Source organism: Pseudomonas petroselini (genome assembly GCF_045037875.1).
GTDB classification, from domain to species: Bacteria; Pseudomonadota; Gammaproteobacteria; order Pseudomonadales; family Pseudomonadaceae; genus Aquipseudomonas; species Aquipseudomonas petroselini.
The window spans coordinates 6,010,408-6,036,483 of record NZ_CP173614.1 but is presented as its reverse complement, the minus strand read 5'-3'; the positions used below and the strand labels follow the sequence as shown (position 1 = coordinate 6,036,483).

The 26,076-nt window shown below is 61.0% G+C and carries 27 protein-coding genes; 23 read left to right on the top strand and 4 right to left on the bottom strand.

All coding sequences use genetic code 11. The annotated features are described in order from the left end of the window. The first annotated feature begins 184 nt into the window (after positions 1-184). From acpP to ACI512_RS27730, 15 genes are all read left to right on the top strand, one after another. Positions 185-421, top strand: a complete 237-nt coding sequence (gene acpP / locus ACI512_RS27800) for an acyl carrier protein (RefSeq protein ID WP_003175607.1) — start codon at positions 185-187, stop codon at positions 419-421. A gap of 129 nt (positions 422-550) precedes the next feature. Next, positions 551-1,795, top strand: a complete 1,245-nt coding sequence (fabF, locus tag ACI512_RS27795) for a beta-ketoacyl-ACP synthase II (protein ID WP_236379280.1) — start codon at positions 551-553, stop codon at positions 1,793-1,795. Then, positions 1,795-2,610 carry an aminodeoxychorismate lyase gene (gene pabC, locus ACI512_RS27790; RefSeq protein ID WP_064055079.1) on the top strand — a complete coding sequence of 272 codons (816 nt, stop codon included), beginning with the start codon at positions 1,795-1,797 and terminating at the stop codon, positions 2,608-2,610. The genes fabF and pabC overlap by 1 nt, the downstream gene beginning before the upstream one ends. Position 2,611: 1 nt before the next feature. After that, positions 2,612-3,745 (top strand): endolytic transglycosylase MltG, encoded by a 1,134-nt coding sequence (gene mltG / locus ACI512_RS27785; protein ID WP_231808246.1) that lies wholly within the window; start codon positions 2,612-2,614, stop codon positions 3,743-3,745. Between the two features lie 19 nt (positions 3,746-3,764). Further along, positions 3,765-4,397, top strand: coding sequence for a dTMP kinase (gene tmk, locus ACI512_RS27780; protein WP_236379282.1), 633 nt, complete (start codon positions 3,765-3,767; stop codon positions 4,395-4,397). Next, on the top strand, positions 4,390-5,379 hold the full coding sequence (locus ACI512_RS27775) for a DNA polymerase III subunit delta' (protein WP_231808244.1): 990 nt from the start codon (positions 4,390-4,392) through the stop codon (positions 5,377-5,379). The genes tmk and ACI512_RS27775 overlap by 8 nt, the downstream gene beginning before the upstream one ends. Before the next feature lie 63 nt (positions 5,380-5,442). Next, positions 5,443-6,228 (top strand): TatD family hydrolase, encoded by a 786-nt coding sequence (locus tag ACI512_RS27770; protein ID WP_231808243.1) that lies wholly within the window; start codon positions 5,443-5,445, stop codon positions 6,226-6,228. A gap of 494 nt (positions 6,229-6,722) precedes the next feature. Further along, entirely contained in the window at positions 6,723-7,376 is a 654-nt protein-coding gene (locus tag ACI512_RS27765; protein ID WP_015885425.1) for a TetR/AcrR family transcriptional regulator, read from the top strand. 115 nt (positions 7,377-7,491) lie between these two features. Continuing rightward, positions 7,492-8,460, top strand: a complete 969-nt coding sequence (locus ACI512_RS27760) for a GTP 3',8-cyclase MoaA (protein WP_236379289.1) — start codon at positions 7,492-7,494, stop codon at positions 8,458-8,460. A gap of 140 nt (positions 8,461-8,600) precedes the next feature. Then, complete coding sequence (locus ACI512_RS27755) at positions 8,601-9,206, top strand: DUF4823 domain-containing protein (protein ID WP_064055076.1); 606 nt, start codon at positions 8,601-8,603, stop codon at positions 9,204-9,206. Positions 9,207-9,221: 15 nt separating this feature from the next. Continuing rightward, on the top strand, positions 9,222-9,782 hold the full coding sequence (locus ACI512_RS27750; RefSeq protein WP_064055075.1) for a DUF1285 domain-containing protein: 561 nt from the start codon (positions 9,222-9,224) through the stop codon (positions 9,780-9,782). Between the two features lie 70 nt (positions 9,783-9,852). After that, complete coding sequence (locus ACI512_RS27745) at positions 9,853-10,566, top strand: GntR family transcriptional regulator (RefSeq protein WP_046035657.1); 714 nt, start codon at positions 9,853-9,855, stop codon at positions 10,564-10,566. Then, a complete protein-coding gene (locus ACI512_RS27740; protein ID WP_236379296.1) occupies positions 10,563-11,564 on the top strand; it encodes an ADP-ribosylglycohydrolase family protein in 1,002 nt (333 codons plus the stop codon). Before ACI512_RS27745 ends, ACI512_RS27740 begins: the two co-directional genes overlap by 4 nt. 131 nt (positions 11,565-11,695) lie before the next feature. Beyond that, the gene (locus ACI512_RS27735) at positions 11,696-13,162 is read left to right on the top strand and encodes a cytosine permease (RefSeq protein ID WP_015885419.1); all 1,467 of its coding nucleotides are present in this window, start codon (positions 11,696-11,698) and stop codon (positions 13,160-13,162) included. Further along, on the top strand, positions 13,155-14,072 hold the full coding sequence (locus ACI512_RS27730; protein WP_236379297.1) for a PfkB family carbohydrate kinase: 918 nt from the start codon (positions 13,155-13,157) through the stop codon (positions 14,070-14,072). The genes ACI512_RS27735 and ACI512_RS27730 overlap by 8 nt, the downstream gene beginning before the upstream one ends. Positions 14,073-14,132: 60 nt before the next feature. On the opposite strand, the gene ACI512_RS27725 is transcribed toward ACI512_RS27730, so the two are convergent. Both ACI512_RS27725 and ACI512_RS27720 read right to left on the bottom strand, forming a co-directional pair. After that, on the bottom strand, positions 14,133-14,399 hold the full coding sequence (locus ACI512_RS27725) for a hypothetical protein (protein WP_015885417.1): 267 nt from the start codon (positions 14,397-14,399) through the stop codon (positions 14,133-14,135). A gap of 51 nt (positions 14,400-14,450) precedes the next feature. Continuing rightward, positions 14,451-14,783, bottom strand: a complete 333-nt coding sequence (locus tag ACI512_RS27720; protein ID WP_015885416.1) for a hypothetical protein — start codon at positions 14,781-14,783, stop codon at positions 14,451-14,453. 190 nt (positions 14,784-14,973) lie between these two features. Between ACI512_RS27720 and ACI512_RS27715 the strand changes: the two genes are divergently transcribed. The 6 genes from ACI512_RS27715 (at position 14,974) to ACI512_RS27690 (ending at position 20,867) form a co-directional block, all read left to right on the top strand. After that, a complete protein-coding gene (locus ACI512_RS27715; RefSeq protein WP_015885414.1) occupies positions 14,974-15,453 on the top strand; it encodes a GNAT family N-acetyltransferase in 480 nt (159 codons plus the stop codon). A 174-nt stretch (positions 15,454-15,627) separates the two neighbouring features. Beyond that, positions 15,628-16,449 carry an SDR family oxidoreductase gene (locus ACI512_RS27710; protein WP_043205764.1) on the top strand — a complete coding sequence of 274 codons (822 nt, stop codon included), beginning with the start codon at positions 15,628-15,630 and terminating at the stop codon, positions 16,447-16,449. A gap of 32 nt (positions 16,450-16,481) precedes the next feature. Further along, complete coding sequence (locus ACI512_RS27705; RefSeq protein WP_043205762.1) at positions 16,482-17,462, top strand: substrate-binding domain-containing protein; 981 nt, start codon at positions 16,482-16,484, stop codon at positions 17,460-17,462. Continuing rightward, entirely contained in the window at positions 17,459-18,958 is a 1,500-nt protein-coding gene (gene araG, locus ACI512_RS27700; RefSeq protein ID WP_236379300.1) for an L-arabinose ABC transporter ATP-binding protein AraG, read from the top strand. The genes ACI512_RS27705 and araG overlap by 4 nt, the downstream gene beginning before the upstream one ends. Before the next feature lie 17 nt (positions 18,959-18,975). After that, positions 18,976-19,941: an L-arabinose ABC transporter permease AraH gene (gene araH / locus ACI512_RS27695; protein ID WP_046035678.1), complete on the top strand. Its 966-nt coding sequence runs from the start codon at positions 18,976-18,978 to the stop codon at positions 19,939-19,941. Positions 19,942-20,063: 122 nt separating this feature from the next. Then, a complete protein-coding gene (locus tag ACI512_RS27690; protein WP_015885409.1) occupies positions 20,064-20,867 on the top strand; it encodes an IclR family transcriptional regulator in 804 nt (267 codons plus the stop codon). On the opposite strand, the gene ACI512_RS27685 is transcribed toward ACI512_RS27690, so the two are convergent. Next, entirely contained in the window at positions 20,868-21,920 is a 1,053-nt protein-coding gene (locus tag ACI512_RS27685) for an NAD(P)-dependent alcohol dehydrogenase (RefSeq protein ID WP_015885408.1), read from the bottom strand. Positions 21,921-22,101: 181 nt separating this feature from the next. Between ACI512_RS27685 and ACI512_RS27680 the strand changes: the two genes are divergently transcribed. Beyond that, the gene (locus ACI512_RS27680; RefSeq protein ID WP_015885407.1) at positions 22,102-22,995 is read left to right on the top strand and encodes an AraC family transcriptional regulator; all 894 of its coding nucleotides are present in this window, start codon (positions 22,102-22,104) and stop codon (positions 22,993-22,995) included. 144 nt (positions 22,996-23,139) lie between these two features. Here the strand turns inward: ACI512_RS27680 and ACI512_RS27675 are convergent, their stop codons facing one another. Further along, positions 23,140-24,804, bottom strand: a complete 1,665-nt coding sequence (locus ACI512_RS27675; protein ID WP_015885406.1) for an electron transfer flavoprotein-ubiquinone oxidoreductase — start codon at positions 24,802-24,804, stop codon at positions 23,140-23,142. Positions 24,805-25,326: 522 nt separating this feature from the next. Here ACI512_RS27675 and ACI512_RS27670 point away from each other — a divergent pair. Beyond that, positions 25,327-26,076 carry an electron transfer flavoprotein subunit beta/FixA family protein gene (locus ACI512_RS27670; protein WP_015885405.1) on the top strand — a complete coding sequence of 250 codons (750 nt, stop codon included), beginning with the start codon at positions 25,327-25,329 and terminating at the stop codon, positions 26,074-26,076.

Below are 26,076 nucleotides of genomic sequence, written 5' to 3'. Positions count from 1 at the left end.
CGGATCGCTTCAAAAAAATGTCATACGAGCTGTCTAAAATCCGTTATAAAGCTGCAACTTAATTTATAGGCAGGTGGCCGACCGGGTACAGGGTGAAGCTTTCAGTTGAAAAGCTGAAATGGCTTTCTATACACTTACCCACTGGCCAGCTGCCTGAATTTGTCCATTAGGAGTTAAACAAGGTATGAGCACCATCGAAGAGCGCGTCAAGAAAATCGTCGCCGAGCAACTGGGCGTTAAAGAAGAAGAAGTGGTCAACACTGCTTCCTTCGTAGAAGACCTGGGTGCCGATTCCCTTGACACCGTTGAGCTGGTGATGGCTCTGGAAGAGGAATTCGAGACCGAAATCCCGGACGAAGAAGCTGAAAAAATCACTACTGTTCAAGCTGCTATCGACTACGTTACTAGCCACCAGGCGTAATAGTTTGTAGTCGTCGCTTGCTGTCAGGGAAAAACCGCACTGCTGTAACGGCGTGCGGTTTTTTCTTTAAGCGCTGATGAAAAGTCGGTTCTGATGCAAAGTGTCGTCATCAAGAAAAAGGAGAGTGCTGTGTCGCGTAGACGCGTCGTAGTCACCGGTATGGGTATGTTGTCGCCACTGGGCACGGATGTGCCGAGCAGTTGGCAGGGCATTCTGGCTGGCCGCAGTGGTATTGGTCTGATCGAACACACGGACCTTTCTGCCTATTCCACCCGTTTTGGCGGCTCGGTAAAGGGTTTTAATGTCGAGGAATATCTCTCGATAAAAGAGTCCCGCAAACTCGACCTGTTCATTCAATACGGCCTGGCAGCCGGTTTTCAGGCAGTGCGTAACGCCGGCCTGGAAGTCACCGACGCCAACCGTGACCGCATCGGCGTGGCCATGGGTTCGGGTATTGGCGGTTTGACCAATATCGAAGAAACCAGCCGCACCTTGCACGATTCCGGCCCCCGTCGAATTTCACCGTTCTTCGTGCCGGGTTCGATCATCAATATGATTTCCGGTTTCCTGTCCATCCACTTGGGCGCACAGGGACCTAACTACGCCATTGCCACCGCCTGCACCACCGGTACGCATTGCATCGGCATGGCGGCGCGCAACATCGCTTATGACGAAGCCGACGTGATGATCGCCGGCGGCGCCGAAATGGCGGCCTGCGGCCTGGGCATGGGCGGCTTCGGCGCGTCCCGTGCGCTGTCGACCCGCAACGAGGAGCCGACCCGTGCCAGCCGTCCGTGGGACAAGGGCCGTGACGGCTTCGTATTGTCCGACGGTGCCGGTGCGCTGGTGCTGGAAGAGTTGGAACACGCCAAGGCGCGTGGCGCCACCATTTACGCCGAGCTGATCGGCTTTGGCATGAGCGGTGACGCCTACCACATGACCTCGCCACCGTCCGACGGTGCCGGTGCTGCGCGTTGCATCACCAACGCCCTGCGCGATGCGAAGGTCAACCCGGACCAGGTGCAGTACATCAATGCCCACGGCACCTCGACCCCGACGGGCGACCTGGCGGAAGCCGAAGCCATCAAGTCGGTGTTCGGTGAGCACGCGTACAAGCTGGCGGTCAGCTCCACCAAGTCCATGACGGGCCACTTGCTGGGCGCGGCGGGCGCGGTTGAAGCGATCTTCAGTGTCATGGCCATCAAGGATCAGGTCGCTCCGCCGACCATCAACCTGGATGAGCCGGACGAAGGTTGCGACCTGAACTTCGTGCCTCACGAAGCGCAGCCCATGCCGATCGACGTGACAATCTCCAACTCGTTCGGGTTTGGCGGTACCAACGGTTCCCTGGTGTTCCGCCGGTTCGCCGAGTGATGCACAGCTGGGTCGACGGTCAGCCAGCGGACAGCGTGCCTCTGAAAGATCGTGGCCTGGCGTATGGCGATGGGCTGTTCGAGACCCTCGCCGTCAAGGCCGGGCAGCCTGTGCTGCTCGACCGCCACCTGCAACGCCTCGAAGAGGGGTGCAGGCGCCTCGCTTTGGTTGCGGATCAGGTGCTGATCCGCAGCGAAGTGCTGGCCTTTGCCGCCGCCCTCGGCGATGGCGTTCTCAAATTGATCCTCACCCGTGGCGACAGCCTGCGCGGTTATGGCATCACCCCTGGCGCCCCGGCGCGCCGTATCTTGCAGGGCAGTCCGCCCGCTACCTATCCCAATGCCCATGCAGCCGACGGCATCCGCCTGTTTGCCTGTGCTACCCGCTTGGCTGAGCAGCCGTTACTGGCCGGCCTCAAGCACCTCAATCGCCTGGAGCAGGTGATCGCCCGCGCTGAGTGGCAGGATGCCGAGCATGCCGAAGGCTTGATGCTGGATGTGTCCGGGCGCGTCATCGAGGGCGTATTCAGCAACCTGTTCCTGGTGCGCAACGGCTTGTTACTAACCGCCGATCTGAATCGTTGTGGGGTTGCCGGCGTGATGCGCGCCGAGATTCTGGCCCAGGCGCAAACCCTGGGCGTCCCGGTGGCCGTGGCCGACATCAGCCTTGAGCAGTTACAGCAGGCCGATGAAGTCTTTGTGTGCAACAGCGTTTATGGCATTTGGCCGGTGCGTGGGTGCGCTGCGATGAGCTGGCCGGTTGGGCCGCTCACCCGTAAACTGCAGGGCATTGTTCGCGCACTATTGGATATTTGAGTTGATACGAAAACTGGTTGTACTGCTGCTGATCGCCTTGTTCTCGGCGGCGTTGCTGTTGGGCTATTCGGCCTGGAAGTTCGATTCTGCCTTGAAGCAGCCCTTGAACCTGACTCAGGAGCAATTGCTCGATGTACCGGCGGGGGCGACCCCTACCGGCACCTTCAATCGCCTGGAAGCCGAGGGCGTGCTTGAAGGCGCTTTCTGGTTGCGCCTGTACTGGCGCTTCAACCTCGACGGCCAGCCACTGCACAGCGGCGAATACCGCATGACACCCGGTATGACGGCGCAGGGCTTGATCGGCCTGTGGCAGCGCGGTGAAGTGGTGCAATACAGCCTGACACTGGTGGAAGGCTGGAACTTCCGCCAGGTGCGCTCGGCCCTGGCCAAGCATGAAAAGATCGTGCAAACCCTCTCGGGCCTGACTGACAGCGAAGTGATGGACAAGCTCGGTCACCCCGGCGTGTTTCCCGAAGGGCGGTTCTTCCCGGATACCTATCGCTTTGTGCGGGGCATGACCGACGTCGAATTCCTGAAAAAAGCCTATAACCGCCTGGACGATGTCCTCGCCCAGGAGTGGAGCAAGCGCGCCACCGATGCGCCCTACACCGACCCTTATCAAGCGCTGATCATGGCCTCGCTGGTGGAGAAAGAGACCGGCGTGCCTGAAGAGCGTGGGCAGATCGCCGGGGTGTTTGTGCGTCGCCTGAAGATCGGCATGCTGCTGCAGACCGATCCGACGGTCATCTACGGCCTGGGCGAGCGCTACAACGGCAAGCTGACCCGCGCTCACCTCAAGGAAGCCAACCCCTACAACACCTACATGGTCGCCGGCCTGCCGCCGACGCCCATCGCCATGGTCGGTCGCGAGGCGATCCATGCCGCGCTGAACCCGGTGCCGGGCAGCAGCTTGTATTTTGTCGCAAGGGGTGACGGCAGCCATATTTTCTCCGATGACCTGGATGCGCATAATGCCGCCGTGCGTGAGTTCCAGCTCAAGCGCCGCGCCGATTACCGCTCCAGCCCGGCGCCGGTGGTGAAGCCTGCGGAAGATGCAGCGCCACCGGCCGATGCGCCCGCCGAAACGCCGGCGGCTCCTGCACCCGACGCCGCCGCACCGCAAAGCCCGCAATGACTCTGACTAAGGACTGCCTGTGACTGGCTTGTTTATTACCCTGGAAGGCCCCGAAGGCGCCGGCAAAAGCACCAACCGCGATTACCTGGCCGAGCGTTTGCGCAGCGAAGGCATCGAGGTGGTGTTGACCCGCGAACCGGGTGGTACGCCACTGGCGGAGCGCATCCGCGAAGTGCTGCTGGCGCCGGGTGAAGAACAGATGAACCCGGACACCGAGCTGCTGCTGGTGTTTGCCGCGCGCGCCCAGCACTTGGCCGAAGTGATTCGTCCGTCCCTGGCCCGTGGTGCCGTGGTGATTTGCGACCGGTTTACCGATTCCACTTACGCCTACCAAGGCGGTGGCCGCGGCTTGTCCCTGACGCGCATCGCCACCCTGGAAACCTTCGTCCAAGGCGATTTGCGCCCTGACCTGACGCTGGTGTTCGACCTGCCGGTGGAAGTCGGCTTGGCCCGTGCCAGTGCCCGTGGCCGTCTTGACCGTTTCGAGCTGGAAGGCCAGGCTTTCTTCGACGCAGTCCGTACCGCGTTCCTCGCACGTGCCGCCGCCGAGCCTGAGCGTTATTACCTGCTGGACGCTGCCCAGCCGTTGGCCCACGTGCAGCAAGCCATCGATGCGTTGTTGCCGACCCTGCTGGAGCGCGCCCGTGGCTGAAGCCTACCCGTGGCAGGACAGCCTATGGCAACAACTGGCCGGCCGCGCCCAGCACGCGCACGCCTACCTGTTGCATGGGCCGGTGGGGATCGGCAAGCGTGACCTGGCCGAGCGGCTCATGGCCAGCTTGCTGTGCCAGCGTCCGGTCAACCTGGAAGCCTGCGGTGAGTGCAAGTCGTGCCTGTTGCTCAAGGCCGGCAGCCACCCGGATAACTACGTGCTGGAACCCGAGGAAGCCGACAAAGCAATCAAGGTCGACCAGGTGCGTGACCTCGTCAGCTTCGTGGTGCAAACCGCGCAGATGGGCGGGCGCAAGGTGGTGCTGATCGAGCCGGTGGAGGCGATGAACATCAACGCCGCCAACGCGTTGCTCAAAAGCCTGGAGGAGCCGTCCGGCGATACCGTGTTGTTGCTGGTGAGCCACCAGTCCAGCCGTCTGTTGCCGACTATCCGCAGCCGGTGCGTGCAGCAGGCGTGTCCGCTGCCGAGCGAGGCCATGAGCCTTGAGTGGCTGGGGCAGGCGTTGCCGGACTGCACCGAGGACGAGCGCGTTGAGTTGCTGACACTGGCCGCCGGCTCGCCGTTGGCGGCGGTGAAGCTGCAAGCCCAGGGCGTGCGTGAGCAGCGCGCGCTGGTGGTGGATGGCGTGAAGAAACTGATCAAGCAGGAAATGTCCGCCACCCAATTGGCAGAAACTGCCTGGAAGGACATTCCCTTGCTGTTGCTGTTCGACTGGTTCTGCGACTGGTCGAGCCTGATCCTGCGTTACCAGCTGACCCAGGATGAAAACGGCCTGGGCCTGCCGGACATGCGCAAGGTGGTGCAGTACCTGGCGCAGAAAAGCGCCCAGGACAAAGTCCTGACTATCCAGGACTGGATCCTCGCGCAGCGCCAGAAAGTGCTCGGCAAGGCCAACCTGAACCGCGTGCTGCTGCTCGAAGCGCTACTGGTGCAGTGGGTCGGTTTGCTCGGCCGCCGTTAATTTCCGTGGCCGGCGGGTGTATCGTCGGCCAGACACTTTTCGTGACTGAAGTTGTAGAGACCTATGCTCGTAGATTCCCATTGCCACCTTGACCGCCTCGACCTGGCCCAGCACGGCGGCTCCCTTGATGCCGCGCTCGACGCCGCACGCCAGCGAGGGGTAGGGCACTTCCTGTGCATCGGCGTCAGCGCCGAAAACGCCGCCGACGTTAAAGCCCTCGCCGAGCGTTATGCCGATGTGGATTGCTCGGTGGGTATCCATCCGCTGGACCTCAAGCCCGGCGAAGCCCCGGCCCTCGACTGGTTGCTGGGCGAACTGAACCACCCGCGCGTGGTGGCCATCGGCGAAACCGGCCTGGATTACCACTACGAACCCGAAGCCGCCGAATTGCAGCAGGCGTCCTTCCGCCTGCACCTGCAAGCCGCCCAGCAGACCGGCAAACCGGTGATCGTCCACACCCGTGGCGCCCGTGCCGACACCCTGACCTTGCTGCGCGAAGCCGCGCTGCCGCAGGCCGGTGTGTTGCATTGCTTTACCGAAGACTGGGACATGGCCAAGGCGGCCCTGGACCTGGGGTTCTACATTTCGCTGTCGGGCATTGTCACCTTCCGCAACGCCGACGCCCTGCGCGACGTCGCACGCCAAGTGCCGGCCGACCGTCTGCTGGTGGAAACCGATTCGCCGTACCTGGCGCCGATCCCCCATCGCGGCAAGCCGAACTTGCCGGAGTATGTGCGCGATGTGGCGGATTACCTGGCGATGCTGCGCGGTGAGTCCTACGAGCGCTTTGCCGAACAGACCACTGCAAACTTCAAGCGTCTGTTCCCGCTGGCTCACGTCGCCGGCTGACGCACAACGTTCAAAAGCTGACAAGCCCGCTCACTACAGCATTGTGTAGATAACTAAATCGCAGGCAAAAAAAACCCGGGTTCTGGGGGGGCGAATCCGGGCTAAGACCATTAGGAGTAAAACAAGGGCACGCGGTCCGTTGGTACCCAGGTCAGCGCTTCACTTGGGGGAGATGTCACGCCGACAGTTGAAGTATTGATCAGTATCCGATTCAGTCCAGTCGCGACTGGTCGTTTTTTAAACAGATTTGGAATACGCGCGCTTCGCTTGAGTTCTCATCAGGCCGGTGCACGGGTGCGGTTTTTGCGTGTTATTTCTGACTGATATCAATGAAAACGTTGGCGTGCTGAAAGTAAAGTGCATTCCGGGTTCACATAGACATTGCCCAACGACCGTTCAGTCGGGATAATCCCTCGCATCGGGTAAATCGTATCGTCACGTATCCGTGGCCTTGCGTAACCCTCCCTCTATCGACCTCTGCAGACCTCTTACTCATGCACAAAGAACCCCGTAAGGTCCGTGAGTTTCGCCGCCGTGAGCAGGAAATTCTCGACACCGCACTCAAGCTGTTCCTCGAACAAGGTGAAGACAGCGTCACCGTCGAGATGATTGCGGATGCCGTGGGTATCGGCAAAGGCACGATCTACAAGCACTTCAAGTCCAAGGCCGAGATTTACCTGCGGCTGATGCTCGACTACGAGCGCGACTTGAACGAACTGCTGCATTCGGCCGACGTCGACAAGGACAAGGAAGCCCTGTCCCGCGCCTACTTCGAGTTCCGCATGCGCGACCCGCAGCGCTACCGCCTGTTCGACCGCCTGGAAGAGAAGGTGGTCAAGGGCCACCAGGTGCCGGAGATGGTCGAGGAACTGCACAAGATCCGCGCCTCGAACTTCGAACGCCTGACGCTGCTGATCAAAGGCCGCATCAGCGAAGGCAAGCTGGAAGACGTGCCGCCGTATTTCCACTACTGCGCCGCGTGGGCCTTGGTGCACGGCGCCGTGGCGCTGTACCACTCGCCGTTCTGGAGCAATGTGCTGGAAGACCAGGAAGGTTTCTTCCAGTTCCTGATGGACATCGGCGTGCGCATGGGCAACAAGCGCAAACACAGTTCCGAGCAGCCACCGCTGGAATCGCCGTCCACGTAATGATTTGCTGCCACGCGTAGTACCCCAGGAATATACTCAGGCATGGACTCTTGCTAAAAGCTGATTTATCAGTCAGCTTTTAGTGCGCCCGAATCATCCTCTGCCGGAGTGATCCATGATCGTTGATCGTCAAGGCAGGCGTTTTCGCAATTTGCGGATCAGCCTGACCTCAGCCTGTAATTACGCGTGTACCTACTGCGTGCCTAATGGCAAGCGGCTGGTGGCTGCCCAGGACGAACTCACGGCCGAGGCCATGGCCCGTGGCGTGGAATACCTTATTGAAGCGGCCGGCATCGACCGCCTGCGCATCACCGGCGGTGAACCGTTGGTCAGCCCCAAGCTGGAAGCCTTCATGGGCGCAGTCGGGAAGATGGGCCTCAGTGACATCAGCTTGACCACCAACGGCCAACTGCTGGCGCGCAAGCTGCCATTGCTGGTGGAGGCCGGGATCAAGCGCATCAACGTCTCCCTCGACACCCTGGACCCCGACGCCTTCCGCAGCATCGCCCGTGGCGGCGACCTGGCCACCGTGCTTGATGGCATGGACCAGGCCCGTGCCGCCGGGATCAAGATCAAGGTCAACATGGTGCCGTTGCGCGGCCAGAACCTCGACCAAGTCATGCCGCTGCTCGACTACTGCCTGGAGCGTGGCTACGAGCTGCGTTTTATCGAGCTGATGCGCATGGGCCACCTGGCCAAAGATTCCAACGCGTTCCTGCAGCAATTTGTCAGCCTGCAGCAACTGTTGAGCCTGATCGGCGAGCAGTATGAATACCTGCAAGCCAACGCTCCCGTGGACGCCACCGCGGTGCGCTACGAAGTGCCGGGCAAGGGTTTCTTTGGTGTCATCGCTAACGAAAGCGTGCCGTTCTGCCGTACCTGTTCACGGTTGCGGCTGTCGTCCACCGGTTGGCTGCACGGGTGCCTGTCGTCCAGCAACCGTCACTATGTCGGCGACCTGCTGGACAAGCCGCGCCATCAAGCACTGCCGGCGCTGCAAGGTCTGTTGATGAAGGCTTTGGGTGACAAGCAGGAAGTAGCGTTCTCGGGCGGCGCCACGATCATGAAAATTATCGGCGGCTGACCCACCCCCCCAAGACAACACACAAACCAGTGTGGGAGGAGGCCCCTCCCACATTTGTCATATGTTGCTACCAAATGGCGCAAAACCTGCATCTCACGCCCATTCGCCGGTTTTCCGTCACCGGCTTCTGGAGGATTAGGATGCGTAGTCTGGTTTTGTTGCTGGTGTCGTTGACGCTGAGTGGTTGCATGACCGTCAGCGATATGGCCGAAGGCACCCGTTATCAGATGAGTGACGCCGGCTTGCTGGACCACAGCGATACCCGTCGCACCGCCTCGATTCGCGTGCAGCCGGACTCTTTTATCTTTATTGCCCAGGGCGCCTTCGTACCACCGGGCAGCGCCTATCCGCGCCCGAACGTGGTGGCCGAGGAAGCCTTCAACGGTTTTGTCGAATATTTCCCCATGGTGCGCCGTGCCCGCCAGCCGGAAGGCTTGGAACAGGCGATGGCCGAAGCCCGTGCGGCGGGCGCTCACTACCTGCTGTACTGCCGCTTCGCCAAGGCCGATGACCGCATCGGTAACGCGGATGAGTGGTCCGATCAGGAAGCCCTCGACCGTGTTGGCCTGGACAGCGGCGTCATCCAGATCATGTTGATCGAGACCAGCACCCAGTATTTGATTGATACTGCACGTATTCGCAGTCGTGGCGGTTTACTGACGTTCCACGACAACAAGCCAGAAGATCTGATTGCCCGTCCGCTGGCGCAGTACGCCCGAGGCCTGCTGGGGATGAGCAATCAATAGCACCAGGAGAGCACCATGACCGATTCCGCCAAGGCCAACGACTTGCTGGCCCAACTGCCCAAAGGCAAAGGACCGGCGCCGGTGCACCTGTGGAACCCGGACTTCTGCGGCAATATCGACATGCGTATCGCCCGTGATGGCACCTGGTTCTACCAGGGCACGCCGATCGGGCGTAAGCCGATGGTCAAGTTGTTCTCCAACATCATTCGCCGCGATGGCGATGATTACTTTTTGGTCACTCCCGTGGAAAAAGTCGGCATCACCGTCGATGACGCGCCGTTTGTCGCCGTTACTCTGGAGGTTGAAGGGCAGGGCGAAGGTCAGTTGCTGCGTTTCACCACCAACGTGGACGACCAGATCGAGGCTGGCCTGGAACACCCGCTGCGGGTCGTGATTGACCCCGTTACCCAGGAGCCTGCCCCTTACCTGCGGGTGCGCACCAACCTTGAAGCCCTGGTGCATCGCAATGCGTTCTACCAGTTGGTGGAGCTGGCGGTGAGCCGTCCGATCAACGGTCAGAACTGGCTTGGCGTCTGGAGCGGCGGGACGTTTTTCCCCATCGGCCTGGAGCCCTGAAGCCGGCTTTTTCTCCTTCCTGAAATAATTTGCTTGCTGCCAACGGGCGCTTTCGGTTATCAATTTGTACATGATTAGACATGTTCGATTTGATAAGAAAAAACGCGTCGTCGACGAGCTCATCCGCCGTATCGAGGGTGGGGTGATGGCCGACGGTGTCCTGCTGCCGGGCGAGCACCAATTGGCCGAAGAGTTCGCGGTCAGCCGCGGTACCCTGCGCGAAGCCCTCGCCGAGCTCAAGCGGCGCAATTACATCGCGACCCAAAGCGGCGTCGGCTCCATCGTCACCTTTGACGGCATGGTGCTCGACCAACGCAGCGGCTGGGCTCAGGCCCTGGCCGACACCGGCGCGCGGGTGAACACCGACATCCTGCGCCTGGAAGCGGTGACCCGCCCGGACCTGTTCAGCCGTTTCGGCAGCGACCAATTCATTGCGCTCGACCGCCGGCGACGTACCACTGATGGTACGGCCGTGTCCCTGGAGCGCTCGCTGATGCCGGCTTCCGGTGGCCTGGAAAGCCTGCCTCGGGTTGGCCTGATCGACGATTCCCTGACCATCACCCTGGCCGCCTACGGCTACGTTGGCGCCGAAGGTGACCAGTGGATCGGCGCCGAACCGCTCAGCGACGAAGACGCCGAGTTGCTTGGCCGCCCTGCAGGCACGGTGTTCCTCAAGGCCTCGCGTACGACTTACGACCGTCGCGAGCGTTTCATGGAATACGTCGAAAGCTTGCTCGACCCGCTGCACTTTCGCCTGCACCTCCAGTTTGGACACTCGAAATGACCCCGCACAATCGCGCCCTCGGCGCTTTCTACGGCTTGGCGTTGGGCGATGCCCTGGGCATGCCGACCCAGTCCCTGAGCCGCGAACAAGTCCGAGCGCGTTTCGGTGCCATCACCGGCCTTGAAGATGCCGACGCCGACCAGCCTATCGCGCCCAACATGCCGGCGGGCTCCATCACCGATGACACCGAGCAGGCGATCCTGGTCGGCGAATTGCTGGTGGAAGGCCAAGGCAAAATCGAACCCACCGTGCTCGCCCAGCGCCTGATCGACTGGGAGGCGGTGATGCGCGCCAAGGGGTCCCAGGACTTGCTCGGCCCCTCCACCAAGCGTGCGATCGATATGATCCTCGCCGGGCACACACCGGAAGAATCCGGGCGCTACGGCACTACCAACGGCGCAGCGATGCGTATCACCCCGGTGGGCATTGCCGCCGATGTCAGCGACCCGGTGCAGTTTATCCAGGCGGTGATCCAGGCGTGCCAGGTCACCCACAACACCACATTGGGCATCTCCAGCGCTGCTGCGGTGGCGGCGGTGGTCTCGGCTGGTATCAACGGCGTGGACCTGGGCGAAGCGCTGAACATCGGCACGCACGTCGCGCAGCAGGCGGAAGGCCACGGTCATTGGATCGCCGGTGGGCGGATTTCCACCCGCATCAGTTGGGCACGGACCTTGAGCGTCGGCAGCGGCGACAAGGCCCTGTTCGCCGACCTGCTGTACGAACTGATTGGCACCTCCGTGGCTTCCCAGGAGTCGGTGGTGGTGTCGTTTGCCCTGGCCCAGCAAGTGGCGGTGGGCGAGATGGATGCGTTCGAAGCACTGTGCCTGGCGGCCAGTCTTGGCGGTGACACCGATACCATCGCCGCGATTCTTGGCGCCATGCTCGGTGCGTGCCTGGGCATGCAGTGCTGGCCTGAGGCGATGATCCAACAGGTCAAGCAAGTCAATGGCCTGGATGTGCAGCCGTTGGTTCAAGCGTTGCTCAAATTGCGATAAGCGCCGCAGGCAAACATGTGGGCGCGAGCAAGCCACACATTCGATAGCGTCGAGTTATGGAGGCCGAATAGACATTTCGCTTTGATTCTCTGCCACAACCACAACAATACAGGCACCAGGAGCACCCCATCATGAGCAGCACCTCTTCCGGCCAAAGCGCCGGGCAATTGGAAACGCGCGGCATCGAACCGGTCCCTGAGGCCGAGTGCAACGGTCACCCGTTGCAATTGTTCTGGGTGTGGTTCGCGGCCAACATCAGCATCCTCGGCTTGCCGCTTGGCGCAACCCTGGTCGCGTTTCGTGGCCTGGCTATCTGGCAGGCCGTCATCGTCGCGATCCTTGGCGCCGCCGGTTCTTTTGCGGTGGTGGGCATCATCTCCATCGCCGGCCGTCGCGGCCGTGCCCCGAGCCTGACGCTGTCCCGCGCCATCTTCGGTGTGCGTGGCAATATCGGCCCGACGTTGGTGTCGCTAATGTCACGGCTGGGCTGGGAAACGGTCAACACCACCACCGCCGCCTTCGTGCTGCTGTCGTTGTGTTCGATCCTGTTCGGTTCACCGGTAGAGGCGAAAAGCGCGCCGGTCCTCACGCTGATCTTCATCGCCATCTTTGTGTTGCTGACCCTGTCCGTTTCCGGCCTGGGCCACGCGACCTTGCTGGTGATCCAGAAGTGGGCCACCTACGTGTTCGGCGCCTTGAACATCCTGGTCGGCGGTTTCCTCTGCGCCACCATCGATTGGAGCGCAGTGTTCAACGCTACCCCGGCACCGCTCAGTGCGATGATCATCGGCGTCGGCACCATGGCCGCCGGTACGGGTATTGGCTGGGCCAACGCCGGTGCCGACATGTCGCGTTACCAGCACCGCAGCGTCAAGGCGGTGCGCCTGGTGGCGTCGGCCGCGTTTGGTGCGGGCATTCCGCTGGTGTTGCTGATCACCCTCGGCGGCCTGCTGTCGGTGGGCAACAATGACTTGGCCTCGGCCACCGACCCGATCATCGCGATCCGCGACATGCTGCCGACCTGGATGGCGGTGCCGTACCTGATCACCGCGTTCGGCGGGCTGCTGCTGTCCAACAACCTCTCGGTGTACTCGGCCGGCCTCACCACGCTGACCCTCGGCTTGAAGGTCAAGCGCGTGCATGCGGTGATCGTCGACATCGTGGCGATCTTCGCCGGCTCGATCTACTTCATGCTGATCGCCGACAGTTTCTACGGCCCCTTCATCACCTTCATCTCGCTGCTGGCGGTGCCGATTACCGCGTGGGTCGGTATCTTCGTGGTCGACCTGATCCACCGTCACTACTACAGCCCCAAGGACCTGCTGGACGTCAGCCCCAGCAGCGCCTATTGGTATCGCGGCGGCGTGGAGTGGCGTGCGTTCGGCGCCTGGGCCGTGGCGATCGTGTTGGGTTTCAGCTTCACCACCATCGGCACCACCGCCGAAAACATCTGGTTCGCCGGGCCGTTGTCGGACTCCTGGCTGGGCCACAACGGGCTGGGCTGGATCGTCACCTTCCTGGTGGCCGGCGGGATTTATGCGGTACTGGGCGGTGCGTCTGACCGTCGCCCGGCTTTAGTCGAGAGCGCTAATGTCTAGATTGCTGCACACCGGCCAGGTCATCGTCGACCTGGTCATGGCCCTCGATACCTTGCCCGCCACCGGCGGCGACGTGCTCGCGCAATCGGCCAGTTTCGAAGCCGGCGGTGGCTTTAATGTAATGGCCGCCGCGCGGCGTAATGGGTTGCCGGTGGTCTACCTGGGGCGTCATGGCAACGGGCGCTTCGGCGACCTGGCGCGAGCGGCGATGCAGGCCGAGGGCGTGGAGATGGCCCAGGCGCCCAGCACGGATAAAGACACCGGCTTATGTGTGTCGCTGACCGAGGCCACCACTGAGCGCACGTTCATTTCCCATATCGGCGCCGAAGGTGATTTGAGCGCCGAGGACTTGGCGGGCGTGCTGCCGCAATTGGACGATTATGTGTACGTCAGCGGCTACAGCTTATTGCTGGAAGGCAAGGCACAGGCGTTGCTCGATTGGCTCTTGGCGCTACCGCGTGAGATCACTGTGGTGTTCGACCCGGGGCCGTTGGTCAAGGCACCGGATTCGGCGCTGATGGTGGCGTTGTTGCCGCGTATTGATATCTGGACGAGCAACGGTCCGGAAGCGCTGGCGTTTACCGGTGCGAGTACGGTTGCGCAGGCGCTGGTCGATCTCAATCGTCACCTGCCCGCGAACGCTTTGCTGGTGGTGCGTGATGGGCCGAACGGTTGCTGGGTCAGCCGCGAGGGCCAGGCGGAACATGTACCGGGCTTCAAGGTGAAGGCAGTAGACAGCAACGGCGCAGGGGATGCCCATGCCGGTGTGTTTATCGCAGGGTTGGCCAATGGCCTGGCACCCGCTCAAGCGGCACAGCGGGCGAATGCGGCGGCGGCACTGGCCGTGACGCGTTGGGGCCCGGCCACGTCCCCTGGCACCGCCGAAGTCGATGCCCTGCTCGAGCAGTAAATACAGTCGAGAAATGTGGGAGGGGGCAAGCCCCCTCCCACATTTAGCTCATTAGAAAGGCTACTGGCTGGTTTCAGACTCCAGCTTGCGCGCCTCATCCACACCCGACGCAGTCAGCTTGATAGGCAAATTCAACGCGTATTCACCGGCGTCGTCGGTGGTCACATGCCCATCCTTGATCAACCCGCGGTCTTGCAGAAATGCCAAGGCACTGGCGACCACTTTCTCTCCGCGGTAGTTATCCAGCACCTCCTTGCCCAACCCATGGGGGTGAGCGTGCAGCAGGCGGGTGAGGACTTCTTTTTCAAGGTCTTTGTCGACGTTCATGCGTACCTCTTCACTGGGAAATGATCGGGTGTTCGTCTTGCAGTCGGTGGATCAAGGCGCAGGTTGTTTTGGCGCACCTGGGACGTTGGAATCATCGCCCTTGTTGATGTTCGGCTGATTGATCGCAGGGCCCATCTTGCCGTTGCCGACGGCGGCAGGCGCCTGGCGCTGGGTGTCATTGCCCTGGGTGCGAGGATCGGCGCCCGGCTGGATGATCGCACCACCATTGGTGTCGAGGCCCGTGCCCATGGATTTCTGCGATTCGGTGGTGGCATCCGGCGTTGGATCGGTCGGTCCGGTGGTCGAGCTGGCGGCAAAGGCGCTCAGCGACGCAGCAGACAACAGGCCGGTGAGGGCGAGGGCAGCAAACTTGGAATTTTTCATGAGGGTGTCTCCATATGATTAATGTCCTTACCTACTATTGGTCAGCCCTGGTTTCGTGTTCGTGCCTTGATGGCGACGAACGGTCTTGTGTCACCTGTAAGATTTTGTGTGCCGGTGACCACGAAATTGCGCTGCAACTCGTCATGAAAGCGCCTTAGTATGTGTGCTTTGAAATTGCCAAGGCTCGCCCATGACCATCCAGATTCGCCCCGCCGTGCCCAGCGATGCTGCGCAGATCCTGACGTTCATCACTGAGCTGGCCGAGTACGAGAAGGCCCGGCACGAAGTGATCGCGAGTGTGGTGGACATTGAGCGCAGCCTGTTCAGCGAGGGCGCCACCGCCCATGGCCTGATCTGCTCGCGCGATGACGTGCCGATTGGTTTTGCGGTGTTCTTTTTCAGCTATTCCACGTGGCTGGGCAGTAACTGCCTGTACCTGGAAGACCTCTACATCAACCCGGAACAGCGCGGCGGCGGGGCGGGCAAGAAGCTGTTGCGCCACCTGGCGAAGATCGCCTTCGATAACGGCTGCGGCCGCTTTGAGTGGAGCGTGCTGGACTGGAATGAGCCGGCGATTGCCTTCTACAAATCCATCGGCGCCCAGCCGCAGGAGGAATGGGTGCGCTATCGCATGGAAGGTGATGCGCTGCGCGACTTTGCACTGGGCTAACCCCTGTCTTCAAACACTGAAGATCAACTGTGGGACCGGGCTTGCCCCCTCCCACAATTTTTTGTGCTTTTGCTCATAATATGGGATGCAAATTTATATATTGAGATATTTCAAATGATGGGTTTATAGTCGGCTGCATCAGCACTCACTACCAAAAATAAAACAGGTGAAGCGATGCAGGCACAACCGTTGTCACTTCCCGCCGTGCCCGAGCCAACCTACGGCGAGCGCCTCAAAGGCAAAGTGGTGATCATCACCGGCGCCGCCCAAGGCATTGGCGAGGCCATCGTTGCGTGCTTTCAGGCCCAACAGGCGCAGTTGGTAATCGCGGATATCCAAGGCGACAAAGTCGCACAGGTCGCCGCCCACTGGCGCGAACGCGGTGCCGATATCTACGCGCAAGCCGTCGATATCACCTCCAAAGAGCAATGGCAGTCGCTGGTGAACCTCGCCATCGAGCGCTTCGGCCGCGTGGACGTGCTGGTCAACTGCGCCGGCGTCAACGTGTTCCGCGACCCGCTGGAAATGACTGACGAGGACTGGCGCCGCTGCTTCGCCATCGACCTCGACGGCGCCTGGTACGGTTGCCGCACGGTGCTGCCGCACATGATCGAGCAGGGCATCGGCAACATCATCAACATTGCTTCCACCCATTCCAGTCACATCATTCCCGGCTGCTTTCCCTATCCCGTCGCCAAGCACGGCCTGCTCGGCCTCACGCGTGCCCTCGGCATTGAATACGCGCCCAAGGGCATCCGCGTGAATGCCATCGCGCCGGGCTACATCGAAACCCAGCTCAACGTCGACTACTGGAACGCTTTCCCCGACCCCCAGGCCGAGCGCCAGCGCGCGTTCGACCTGCACCCGCCCAAGCGCATCGGCCAGCCGATTGAAGTGGCGATGACTGCGCTGTTCCTGGCGACCGACGAGGCGCCCTTTATCAATGCCACCTGCCTGATGATCGATGGTGGGCGGTCGGTGATGTACCACGACTAAATCGTTTTCCAATAACAAGAATGAGGTGGTTCATGTTCAAGAAGACCCTAGGCGCCCTGGCGCTTGCGATGGCGTTCAGCGGCGTTGCGTTCGCCGAAGAAGTGAAGATCGGTTTCCTGGTCAAACAGGCCGAAGAACCCTGGTTCCAGACGGAGTGGGCCTTCGCCGAAAAAGCCGGCAAGGAACATGGTTTTACCGTGATCAAGATCGCCGTACCGGATGGTGAGAAGACCCTCTCGGCCATCGACAGCCTGGCCGCCAATGGCGCGAAAGGCTTTGTGATCTGCCCGCCTGACGTATCCCTCGGCCCGGCCATCGTTGCCAAAGCCAAGGTCAATGGCCTCAAGGTAATGGCGGTGGATGACCGCTTTGTCGATGCCAAAGGCAACTTCATGGAAGACGTGCCCTACCTGGGCATGGCCGCGTTCGAAGTGGGCCAGAAGCAGGGCGCGGCCATGGCCGCCGAAGCGAAAAAACGTGGCTGGGACTGGAAAGACACCTACGCCGTGATCAACACCTATAACGAACTCGACACCGGCAAAAAACGCACCGACGGTTCGATCAAATCCCTTGAAGAGGCGGGGATTCCCAAGGACCACATCCTGACCGCCGCCCTCAAGACCCTGGATGTTCCCGGCAGCATGGACGCCACCAACTCGGCCCTGGTCAAGCTGCCCAGCGGTGCGAAAAACCTGATCATCGGCGGCATGAACGACAACACCGTACTCGGCGGCGTGCGCGCCACCGAAAGCGCCGGCTTCAAAGCCGCCAACGTGATCGGTATCGGCATCAATGGCACCGACGCCATCGGCGAATTGAAGAAAGCCGACAGCGGTTTCTTCGGCTCGATGCTGCCTAGTCCGCATATCGAGGGTTACAACACGGCGCTGGCGATGTACGAGTGGGTCACCACCGGTAAAGAGCCCGCCAAGTACACCGCGATGGACGAAGTGACTCTGATTACCCGCGCCAACTTCCAGGAAGAACTGACCAAAATCGGGCTGTGGAAATGACCGGCGCGGCCTTGCGCTTCAATGGCATCGGCAAGGAATTTCCCGGTGTGAAAGCGCTGGCGCAGATCAGCTTTGAAGCGCGGCCGCGTGAGGTGCACGCGTTGATGGGCGAAAACGGCGCGGGCAAGTCGACCCTGCTGAAAATCCTTGGCGGCGCCTATATACCCAGCAGTGGCACGCTGCAGATCGGCGAGCAAACCATGGCCTTCAAAAACGCCGCCGACAGCATTGCCAGCGGCGTGGCGGTGATTCACCAGGAACTGCACCTGGTGCCGGAAATGACCGTGGCCGAGAACCTGTTCCTCGGGCATTTACCGTCGCGTTTCGGTGTGGTCAATCGCAGCCTGTTGCGTAAGCAGGCGCTGGCCTGCCTCAAGGGGTTGGCGGATGAAATTGATCCGGAGGAAAAGCTCGGCCGCCTGTCCCTGGGCCAGCGTCAACTGGTGGAAATCGCCAAGGCATTGTCCCGTGGTGCCCATGTGATCGCGTTCGACGAACCCACCAGCAGCCTCTCGGCGCGCGAGATCGACCGCTTGATGGCGATCATCACGCGCCTGCGCGACGAGGGCAAAGTGGTGCTCTACGTGTCGCACCGTATGGAAGAAGTGTTCCGCATCTGCAACGCCGTCACGGTGTTCAAGGACGGCCGCTACGTGCGCACGTTCGACGACATGAGCGCGCTGACCCATGACCAGTTGGTGACGTGCATGGTCGGTCGCGATATCCAGGACATCTACGACTACCGGCCGCGTGAGCGGGGCGAAGTGGCGCTCAAGGTCGACGGTTTGCTTGGCCCAGGGCTGCGTGAGCCGGTCAATCTGCAGGTGCACAAAGGCGAGATTCTTGGCCTGTTCGGCTTGGTCGGGGCGGGGCGCACGGAGCTGTTTCGGCTGCTGAGTGGTTTGACCCGCAGCACCGCAGGAAGCCTTGAGCTTTGTGGGCAAAAACTGCCGCTGCATTCACCCCGCGATGCCATCGCTGCCGGCGTGCTGTTGTGCCCGGAAGACCGCAAGAAGGAAGGCATCATTCCGCTGTCCAGCGTGGCCGAGAACATCAATATCAGCGCGCGCGGTGCCCATTCCACGTTCGGCTGGCTGCTGCGTGACGGCTGGGAAAAACGCAACGCCGACCAGCAAATCCAGGCGATGAAAGTCAAAACGCCGAATGCCGAACAGAAAATCATGTACCTGTCCGGCGGCAACCAGCAGAAGGCCATTCTTGGCCGCTGGCTGTCGATGCCGATGAAAGTGCTGCTGTTGGACGAGCCGACCCGTGGCATCGATATCGGCGCCAAATCGGAGATCTACCAGATCATCCATAACCTGGCGGCCAGTGGTATTGCGGTGATCGTAGTGTCCAGCGACCTGATGGAAGTGATGGGCATCTCCGACCGCATCCTGGTGATGAGCGAAGGTGCCCTCACGGGTGAATTGACCCGCGATCAAGCGGATGAGGCTCGGCTGTTGCAACTGGCTCTCCCGCGTTCGCGGGCTTGATGAATTCGAGGTGAATGATGTCTGAGGTAAAAACTGCAAAGGGCTTCTGGCCGGGGTTCAATCAGCGCAAGTTTCTCGATGATTGGGTGATGCTGCTCGCCGCGCTGGGTATCTTTTTGCTCAGTGCGTTGTTTATCGACAACTTCCTTTCACCGCTGAACATGCGTGGCTTGGGCCTGGCGATTTCCACCGTGGGCATTGCCGCCTGCACCATGCTGTTCTGCCTGGCATCGGGGCACTTCGATCTGTCGGTGGGCTCGGTGATTGCCTGCGCCGGCGTGGTGGCGGGCATTGTGATTCGCGACACCGACAGCGTGGCACTCGGCGTGTCGGCGGCACTGGCCATGGGGCTGGTGGTGGGGCTGATCAATGGCATCGTCATCGCCAAGCTGCGCATCAATGCGTTGATCGCCACGTTGGCGACCATGCAGATCGTGCGCGGCCTGGCCTATATCTTTTCCAACGGCAAGGCCGTCGGCGTGATGGACGAAGGTTTCTTCGTGTTCGGCAACGGCCAGCTGCTGGGCGTGCCCGTGCCGATCATCATCACCGTGCTGTGTTTTGTGTTCTTCGGCTGGCTGCTGAATTACACCACCTATGGGCGCAACACCATGGCGATTGGCGGCAACCAGGAAGCCGCACTGCTGGCCGGGGTGAACGTCGATCGCACCAAGATCATCATCTTCGCCGTACACGGTTTGGTTGGCGCCTTGGCTGGGGTCATCCTCGCGTCGCGCATGACCTCCGGCCAGCCGATGATCGGCCAGGGCTTTGAGCTGACAGTGATCTCCGCCTGCGTGCTGGGCGGGGTATCGCTGAGCGGCGGCATCGGCATGATCCGCCATGTGATTGCCGGGGTGTTGATCCTGGCGATCATTGAGAACGCGATGAACCTGAAGAACATCGATACCTTTTACCAGTATGTGATCAGGGGTTCGATCCTGTTGCTTGCGGTCATCATCGACCGCATGAAGCAACGCTGATCCCGAGCCCTATGAAGATTCAAATGTGGGAGGGGGCAAGCCCCCTCCCGCATTTGGATCGCCACTGTATTGAGGGTCGGTATTTGCCATAATGCCCCCGCTTTCACACTAATAGGCCCGATATGCAGGAAAACGCCCACACCCCCGTCAAAGAAGCCGCCCCCACCGGCACCCAGACCCTGCTGAGAGGCCTGGGCGTGGTGCAGGCGGTGGCGGCCGGTGCGCGGGATCTGAAAGAGATCGCCCGGCGTATCGGCACCACCCGCAGCACCACGCACCGACTGGCCAGTTGCCTGGTGGAGGAACGTTACCTGCGCGTGGTGCCGCAAGTCGGTTACCTGCTGGGGCCGAAGTTGATCGAGCTGGGTTTTCAGGCGCGCGAGGAGCTGCCATTGGTGACCTTGGCCATCCCGTATCTGGATGAGCTGTCGGCACTGACCGGCGACACCATCCACCTGGCCATCCGCGAATACGACGACGTGCTGTACCTGCACAAGAACCCCGGTCGCAACGGCCCGGAAATGCGCTCGCGGGTGGGCCATCGCATGCCGTTGGCGCGTACGGGCGTGGGCAAGGCGATGCTGCTGGATGACGCTGTCGAGGAGTGGCAGCGTTTGTATGAGACCAGCCTGCCGGCGGGTGGGAAAAACCTGCAATGGCCACAGCACCCGGAGCAATCCTGGGCACAGTTCGAGCAGCGCATGCGTGAATACGTGGTGGGCGGTTATGCGTTCGATCTGGAAGACAACGAACCGTCGATTCGCTGCGTGGCGGCACCGGTGCGCGATGCCAGCCGGCGAATCGTCGCCGGCATCAGCATCGCCAGTACCGTGCCCTACATGCCGCTGGAGAAGATGGCCGAGCTGATCCCTGTGATCAAACAGGTGGCAGCGCGGCTGTCAGCGGAGTTGGGCGCTAAAGGCTGATCAGACCTTCAAGGTCGCCATGTCGATGACAAAGCGGTACTTCACATCGCCGGCGATCATGCGGCTGTAGGCTTCGTTGATGTTGCGGATATCGAGCATTTCGATGTCGCAGCTGATGCCGTGCTCGGCGCAGAAATCCAAGACTTCCTGGGTTTCGGCAATGCCACCGATCAAGGAACCGGCCAGGACTTTGCGGCCCATGATCAGCTTGGCGGCGTTGACCGGTGGGTCGACCGGTTCGATCAGGCCGACCAGGATGTGCACGCCGTCAAAGCGCAGCACGTCGAGGTAGGGGTTCAGGTCGTGCTGCACCGGGATGGTGTCCAGCAGGAAGTCAAAGTGCCCGGCGGCCGCTTTCATCTGCTCGGCGTCGGTGGACACGATCACGTGATCGGCGCCCTGGCGACGGCCTTCTTCAGCCTTGCTCGCGGAGCGGGTGAACAAGGTCACTTCTGCGCCAATCGCCTTGGCCAGCTTGATGCCCATATGGCCCAGGCCGCCCATGCCCAATACGCCGACCTTGTCGCCGGCCTTGATGCCGTAGTGCTTGATCGGCGAGTACATGGTGACACCGGCGCACAGGATCGGCGCGGCGCTGGCCAGGTCGAGCTTGGCTGGGATCTTCACCACGAAGTGTTCGCTGACCACGATGCTGTCGGAGTAACCGCCCATGGTGTTGCTGCCGTCTACGCGGTCCGGGGTGGCGTAGGTCATGGTCGGGCCTTCGAGGCAATATTGCTCCAGGTCCGCTTTGCACGCGTCGCAGTGACGGCACGAATCAACCATGCAGCCCACGCCCACCAGGTCGCCGACTTTATGCGCGGTGACGTTGGCGCCGACGGCGGTGACCTTGCCGACGATCTCGTGGCCCGGCATCAGTGGGTACACGGCGATGCCCCATTCGTTGCGCGCCTGGTGGATGTCGGAGTGGCACACGCCGCAGTAGAGGATCTCGATGGCCACGTCATCCACGCGCGGGCTGCGGCGCTGGAAGGACATGGGGGCGAGGGGAGTGGTGGCCGACTGAGCGGCATAACCGATGGCGGTGTACATGGTGGAACCTCGCAAAAGCGTTGGAAAGTGAGGCGGGCCATTTTCCGCGCCGGTCCCGGATGCGGCCATGGTGATTGCTCCGAGTCTCATGCCTATTCGTCCGGGAGTGCCCTGTGTTTGGGTTTTTGTGTCGCCGGACCTGCGATGATGCTCTCATCCCTTTTCAGCGAAGTTTTTTGCCATGTTGTTGACCCGCCATCTTGATGCCAACGCCCCGCTGGTTGCCCTGATTGAGGGGCTGACGCCCCGTGACGGTTTCTCGCCGACACACTTGCCCGGTGTGCAGGTATTGCGTGCCAGTTGCGACGTGGCACGCGGGCCGCAGATCTATGAGCCGAGCCTGATGTTTGTCGCCCAAGGCAGCAAAGTCGCCTACCTGGGCCCGCGTACGCTGGAGTATGGCGCCGGGCACTACCTGATCCAGGCGATGCCGGTGCCGTTCGAGTGCGAGACGTTTGCCATGGCGCCGGATGCGCCGCTGCTGGGCGTGACGGTGGGCATTGATCGCGTGGTGCTGGGCGAGTTGGTGATGGCCATGGGCATTCAGGCCGGGCCGCCGCCGACGGCGCAGACGCTGGAGTCGATGAGCTCGGTGGTGCTCGATGATGCGATGCGCGGGTGTGTCGAGCGGTTGTTGCAGTGCCTGCACGATCCGCTGGAAAGCCGGATCATGGGCCCGGCACGCGTACGGGAATTACTCTTCACCGCATTGCGTGGGCCACAGGCGGATGTGTTGCGGGCGTTGGTGGAACAGCAGGGGCAGTTTTCGCGGATTGCGACGGCGTTGAATCACCTGCATGCCCATTATGCCGAGCCGCTGAATATCGAGACGCTGGCGGGGTATGCGCACATGAGTGCGTCGACTTTTCATGAGCACTTCAAGCGCTGCACGCTGTTGTCGCCGGTGCAATATCTGAAGCGTCTGCGGTTGCTCAAAGCCCAGCAGTTGCTGTTGGTGGAAGGCATGGGGGTGGCACAGGCGGCGCATAACGTGGGGTATCAGAGTACGTCGCAATTCAGTCGCGAGTACAAGCGCTACTTCGAGCGCAACCCCGGCGAAGAGCGGGCTGCATAGTCATTCCAGGCAAAACACATATCCAAATGTGGGAGGGGGCTTGCTCCCGATGGCGGTGTATCCGTCAGCAAATCTGTAGCTGACCCACCGCTATCGGGAGCAAGCCCCCTCCCACATTTGACCGGGTTTCACCCGTAAAAAGGCTTACATATTCGGGTAAGTCGGCCCACCCGCACCTTCCGGCGTGACCCAGGTGATGTTCTGCGAAGGGTCCTTGATGTCACAGGTCTTGCAGTGCACGCAGTTCTGGGCGTTGATCTGGAAGCGCTTCTCGCCATCTTCTTTCGTGATCACTTCATACACGCCGGCCGGGCAGTAGCGCTGCGCCGGTTCATCGTAGAGCGGCAGGTTGGTGCCGATCGGGATGCTCGCGTCTTTGAGCTTCAAGTGGCACGGTTGCTCTTCTTCGTGGTTGGTACCGGAGATGAACACCGAGCTCAGCTTGTCGAAGCTCAGCTTGCCGTCGGGTTTGGGGTAGTCGATCTTCTTGCTGTCTTTGGCCAGCTTGAGGCAGGCGTAGTCCGGCTTGGTGTCGTGCAGGGTGAACGGCATCTTGCCGCCCAGGATGTTCTGGTCGAACCAATTGAAGCCGGCGCCGATGATCGGGCCGAACTTGTGCATCGCCGGGCCGAAGTTGCGGCTGGCGAACAGTTCTTCGTAGAGCCAGCTAGACTTGAAGCTGTCGACGTAAGCGGTCAGTTCATCACCGCCTTCGGACTCGGCAAACAGGCGGTCGGCCACGGCGTCGGCGGCGAGCATGCCGGACTTCATCGCGGTGTGGCTGCCTTTGATCTTGGCGAAGTTCAGCGTGCCCAGATCGCAACCGATCAGCGCGCCACCCTTGAAGACCATCTTCGGCAGCGAGTTCAGGCCGCCTTTGCAGATGGCACGGGCGCCGTAGCTGATGCGCTTGCCGCCTTCGAGGTACTGGGCCAACACCGGGTGGTGCTTGAGGCGCTGGAACTCATCGAAAGGCGAGAGGAAGGTGTTGCTGTAGGACAGGTCGACGATCAGGCCGACGACCACCTGGTTGTTTTCCAGGTGATACAGGAACGAGCCGCCGGTGTTCTCGGCGCTCATGATGTCCAGCGGCCAACCGGCGGTGTGCACCACCAGGCCTGGCTGGTGCTTGGCCGGGTCGATTTCCCAGATTTCCTTCAAGCCGATGCCGTAATGCTGGGCGTCGGCGTCGCTGTCCAGGTTGAAGCGCTGGATCAGTTGCTTGCCGATGTGGCCACGGCAACCTTCGGCGAACAGCGTGTACTTGCCACGCAGTTCCATGCCTGGGGTGTAGACGCCTTCTTTGGGGTTGCCTTCACGGTCGACGCCGAGGTCACCGGTGATGATCCCACGGACCACGCCGTTTTCGTCGAACAGCGCTTCCTGGGCGGCGAAGCCTGGGTAGACTTCCACGCCGAGGTTCTCGGCCTGTTGGGCGAGCCAGCGGCACAGGTTGCCCAGGGAGATAATGTAGTTGCCTTCGTTGTGCATGGTCTTGGGCACAAAGAAGTCGGGAACCTTGGTGGAGGCTTCGGGGCTGCGCAGTACATAGATGTCATCGCGCACCACGGGGGTGTTGAGCGGGGCGCCGAGTGCTTTCCAGTCCGGGAACAGTTCGTTCAGGGCACGTGGTTCGAACACGGCACCGGACAGGATATGTGCGCCGACTTCGGAGCCTTTCTCGACCACGCAGACGCTGATTTCCTTACCGGCTTCGGCGGCCTTCTGCTTCAGTCGGCAGGCGGCAGACAGGCCCGCCGGGCCAGCGCCGACGATGACCACGTCGAATTCCATGTATTCGCGTTCCACAGGCTATCTCCTACTCAAGGCTCAACAGGCTTTTTTTCTAATGGGTGGAGGTTCGGTGTCGTGTCCGTCATCACTGCGCCAAATGGCAGGGGATGACCCACCTTTCTCTCTAGGTGGCGCATTATATCTACACCACTGCCAGCGTCCAATACAAACGTTTGTTTGAATTGCCCACAGGCTAGGTAAATCAAAGAGGCGCGGCTTATGACTGGCTATTTTGCCGTATTGACCAGAATAGGCGTTCCGGTCAATATACGGTCGGTTTTGCGCTTACCGTAGGCAGACAGCAGGTTTCAAGAGCACGTCCAAAAGCACGACAGGTGACGCGCGCCCAAACGATGGCGCGCAGTTTACACGCTGCGATAAAGAATGACCTCTCAGTCACCACTGACGAACGGTCATCATTTCCCGTGAGCAAGGTCATCCGCCGACGTTTTTGGAGGTGCCCTTGTGTGCCGATGAGCATCAACCGCCAGGTTCGCCTAGGCGACTTTCTTTTCACCGGAGAGTAACGAGGAATCCATGAAGGTTCTTGTAGCTGTCAAACGCGTTGTCGATTACAACGTGAAAGTTCGCGTCAAGGCGGACAATTCCGGCGTCGACCTCGCTAACGTCAAGATGTCGATGAACCCGTTCTGCGAAATCGCCGTGGAAGAAGCCGTACGCCTGAAAGAGAAAGGCGTGGCGACTGAAATCGTCGTGGTTTCCATCGGCCCGACCACTGCTCAAGAGCAGCTGCGTACCGCCCTGGCGCTGGGCGCCGACCGCGCTATTCTGGTCGAGTCCGCTGAAGAGCTGACCTCCCTGGCCGTGGCCAAGCTGCTCAAAGCTGTTGTCGACAAGGAACAGCCTCAACTGGTGATCCTCGGCAAACAAGCCATCGACAGCGACAACAACCAGACGGGCCAGATGCTGGCTGCACTGACCGGTTACGGCCAGGGCACCTTTGCTTCGAAAGTTGAAGTGAACGGCGACAGCGTAGCGGTGACCCGTGAAATCGACGGCGGCGCGCAGACGGTTTCGCTGAAACTGCCGGCCATCGTCACCACCGACCTGCGTTTGAACGAGCCGCGTTATGCGTCCCTGCCAAACATCATGAAAGCCAAGAAGAAGCCTCTTGAAGTGCTGACTCCGGATGCTTTGGGCGTTTCCACCGCCTCCACCAACAAGACCGTCAAGGTTGAAGCACCGGCTGCACGCAGCGCGGGCATCAAGGTCAAGTCGGTGGCTGAACTGGTCGAGAAACTGAAAAACGAAGCGAAGGTAATCTAA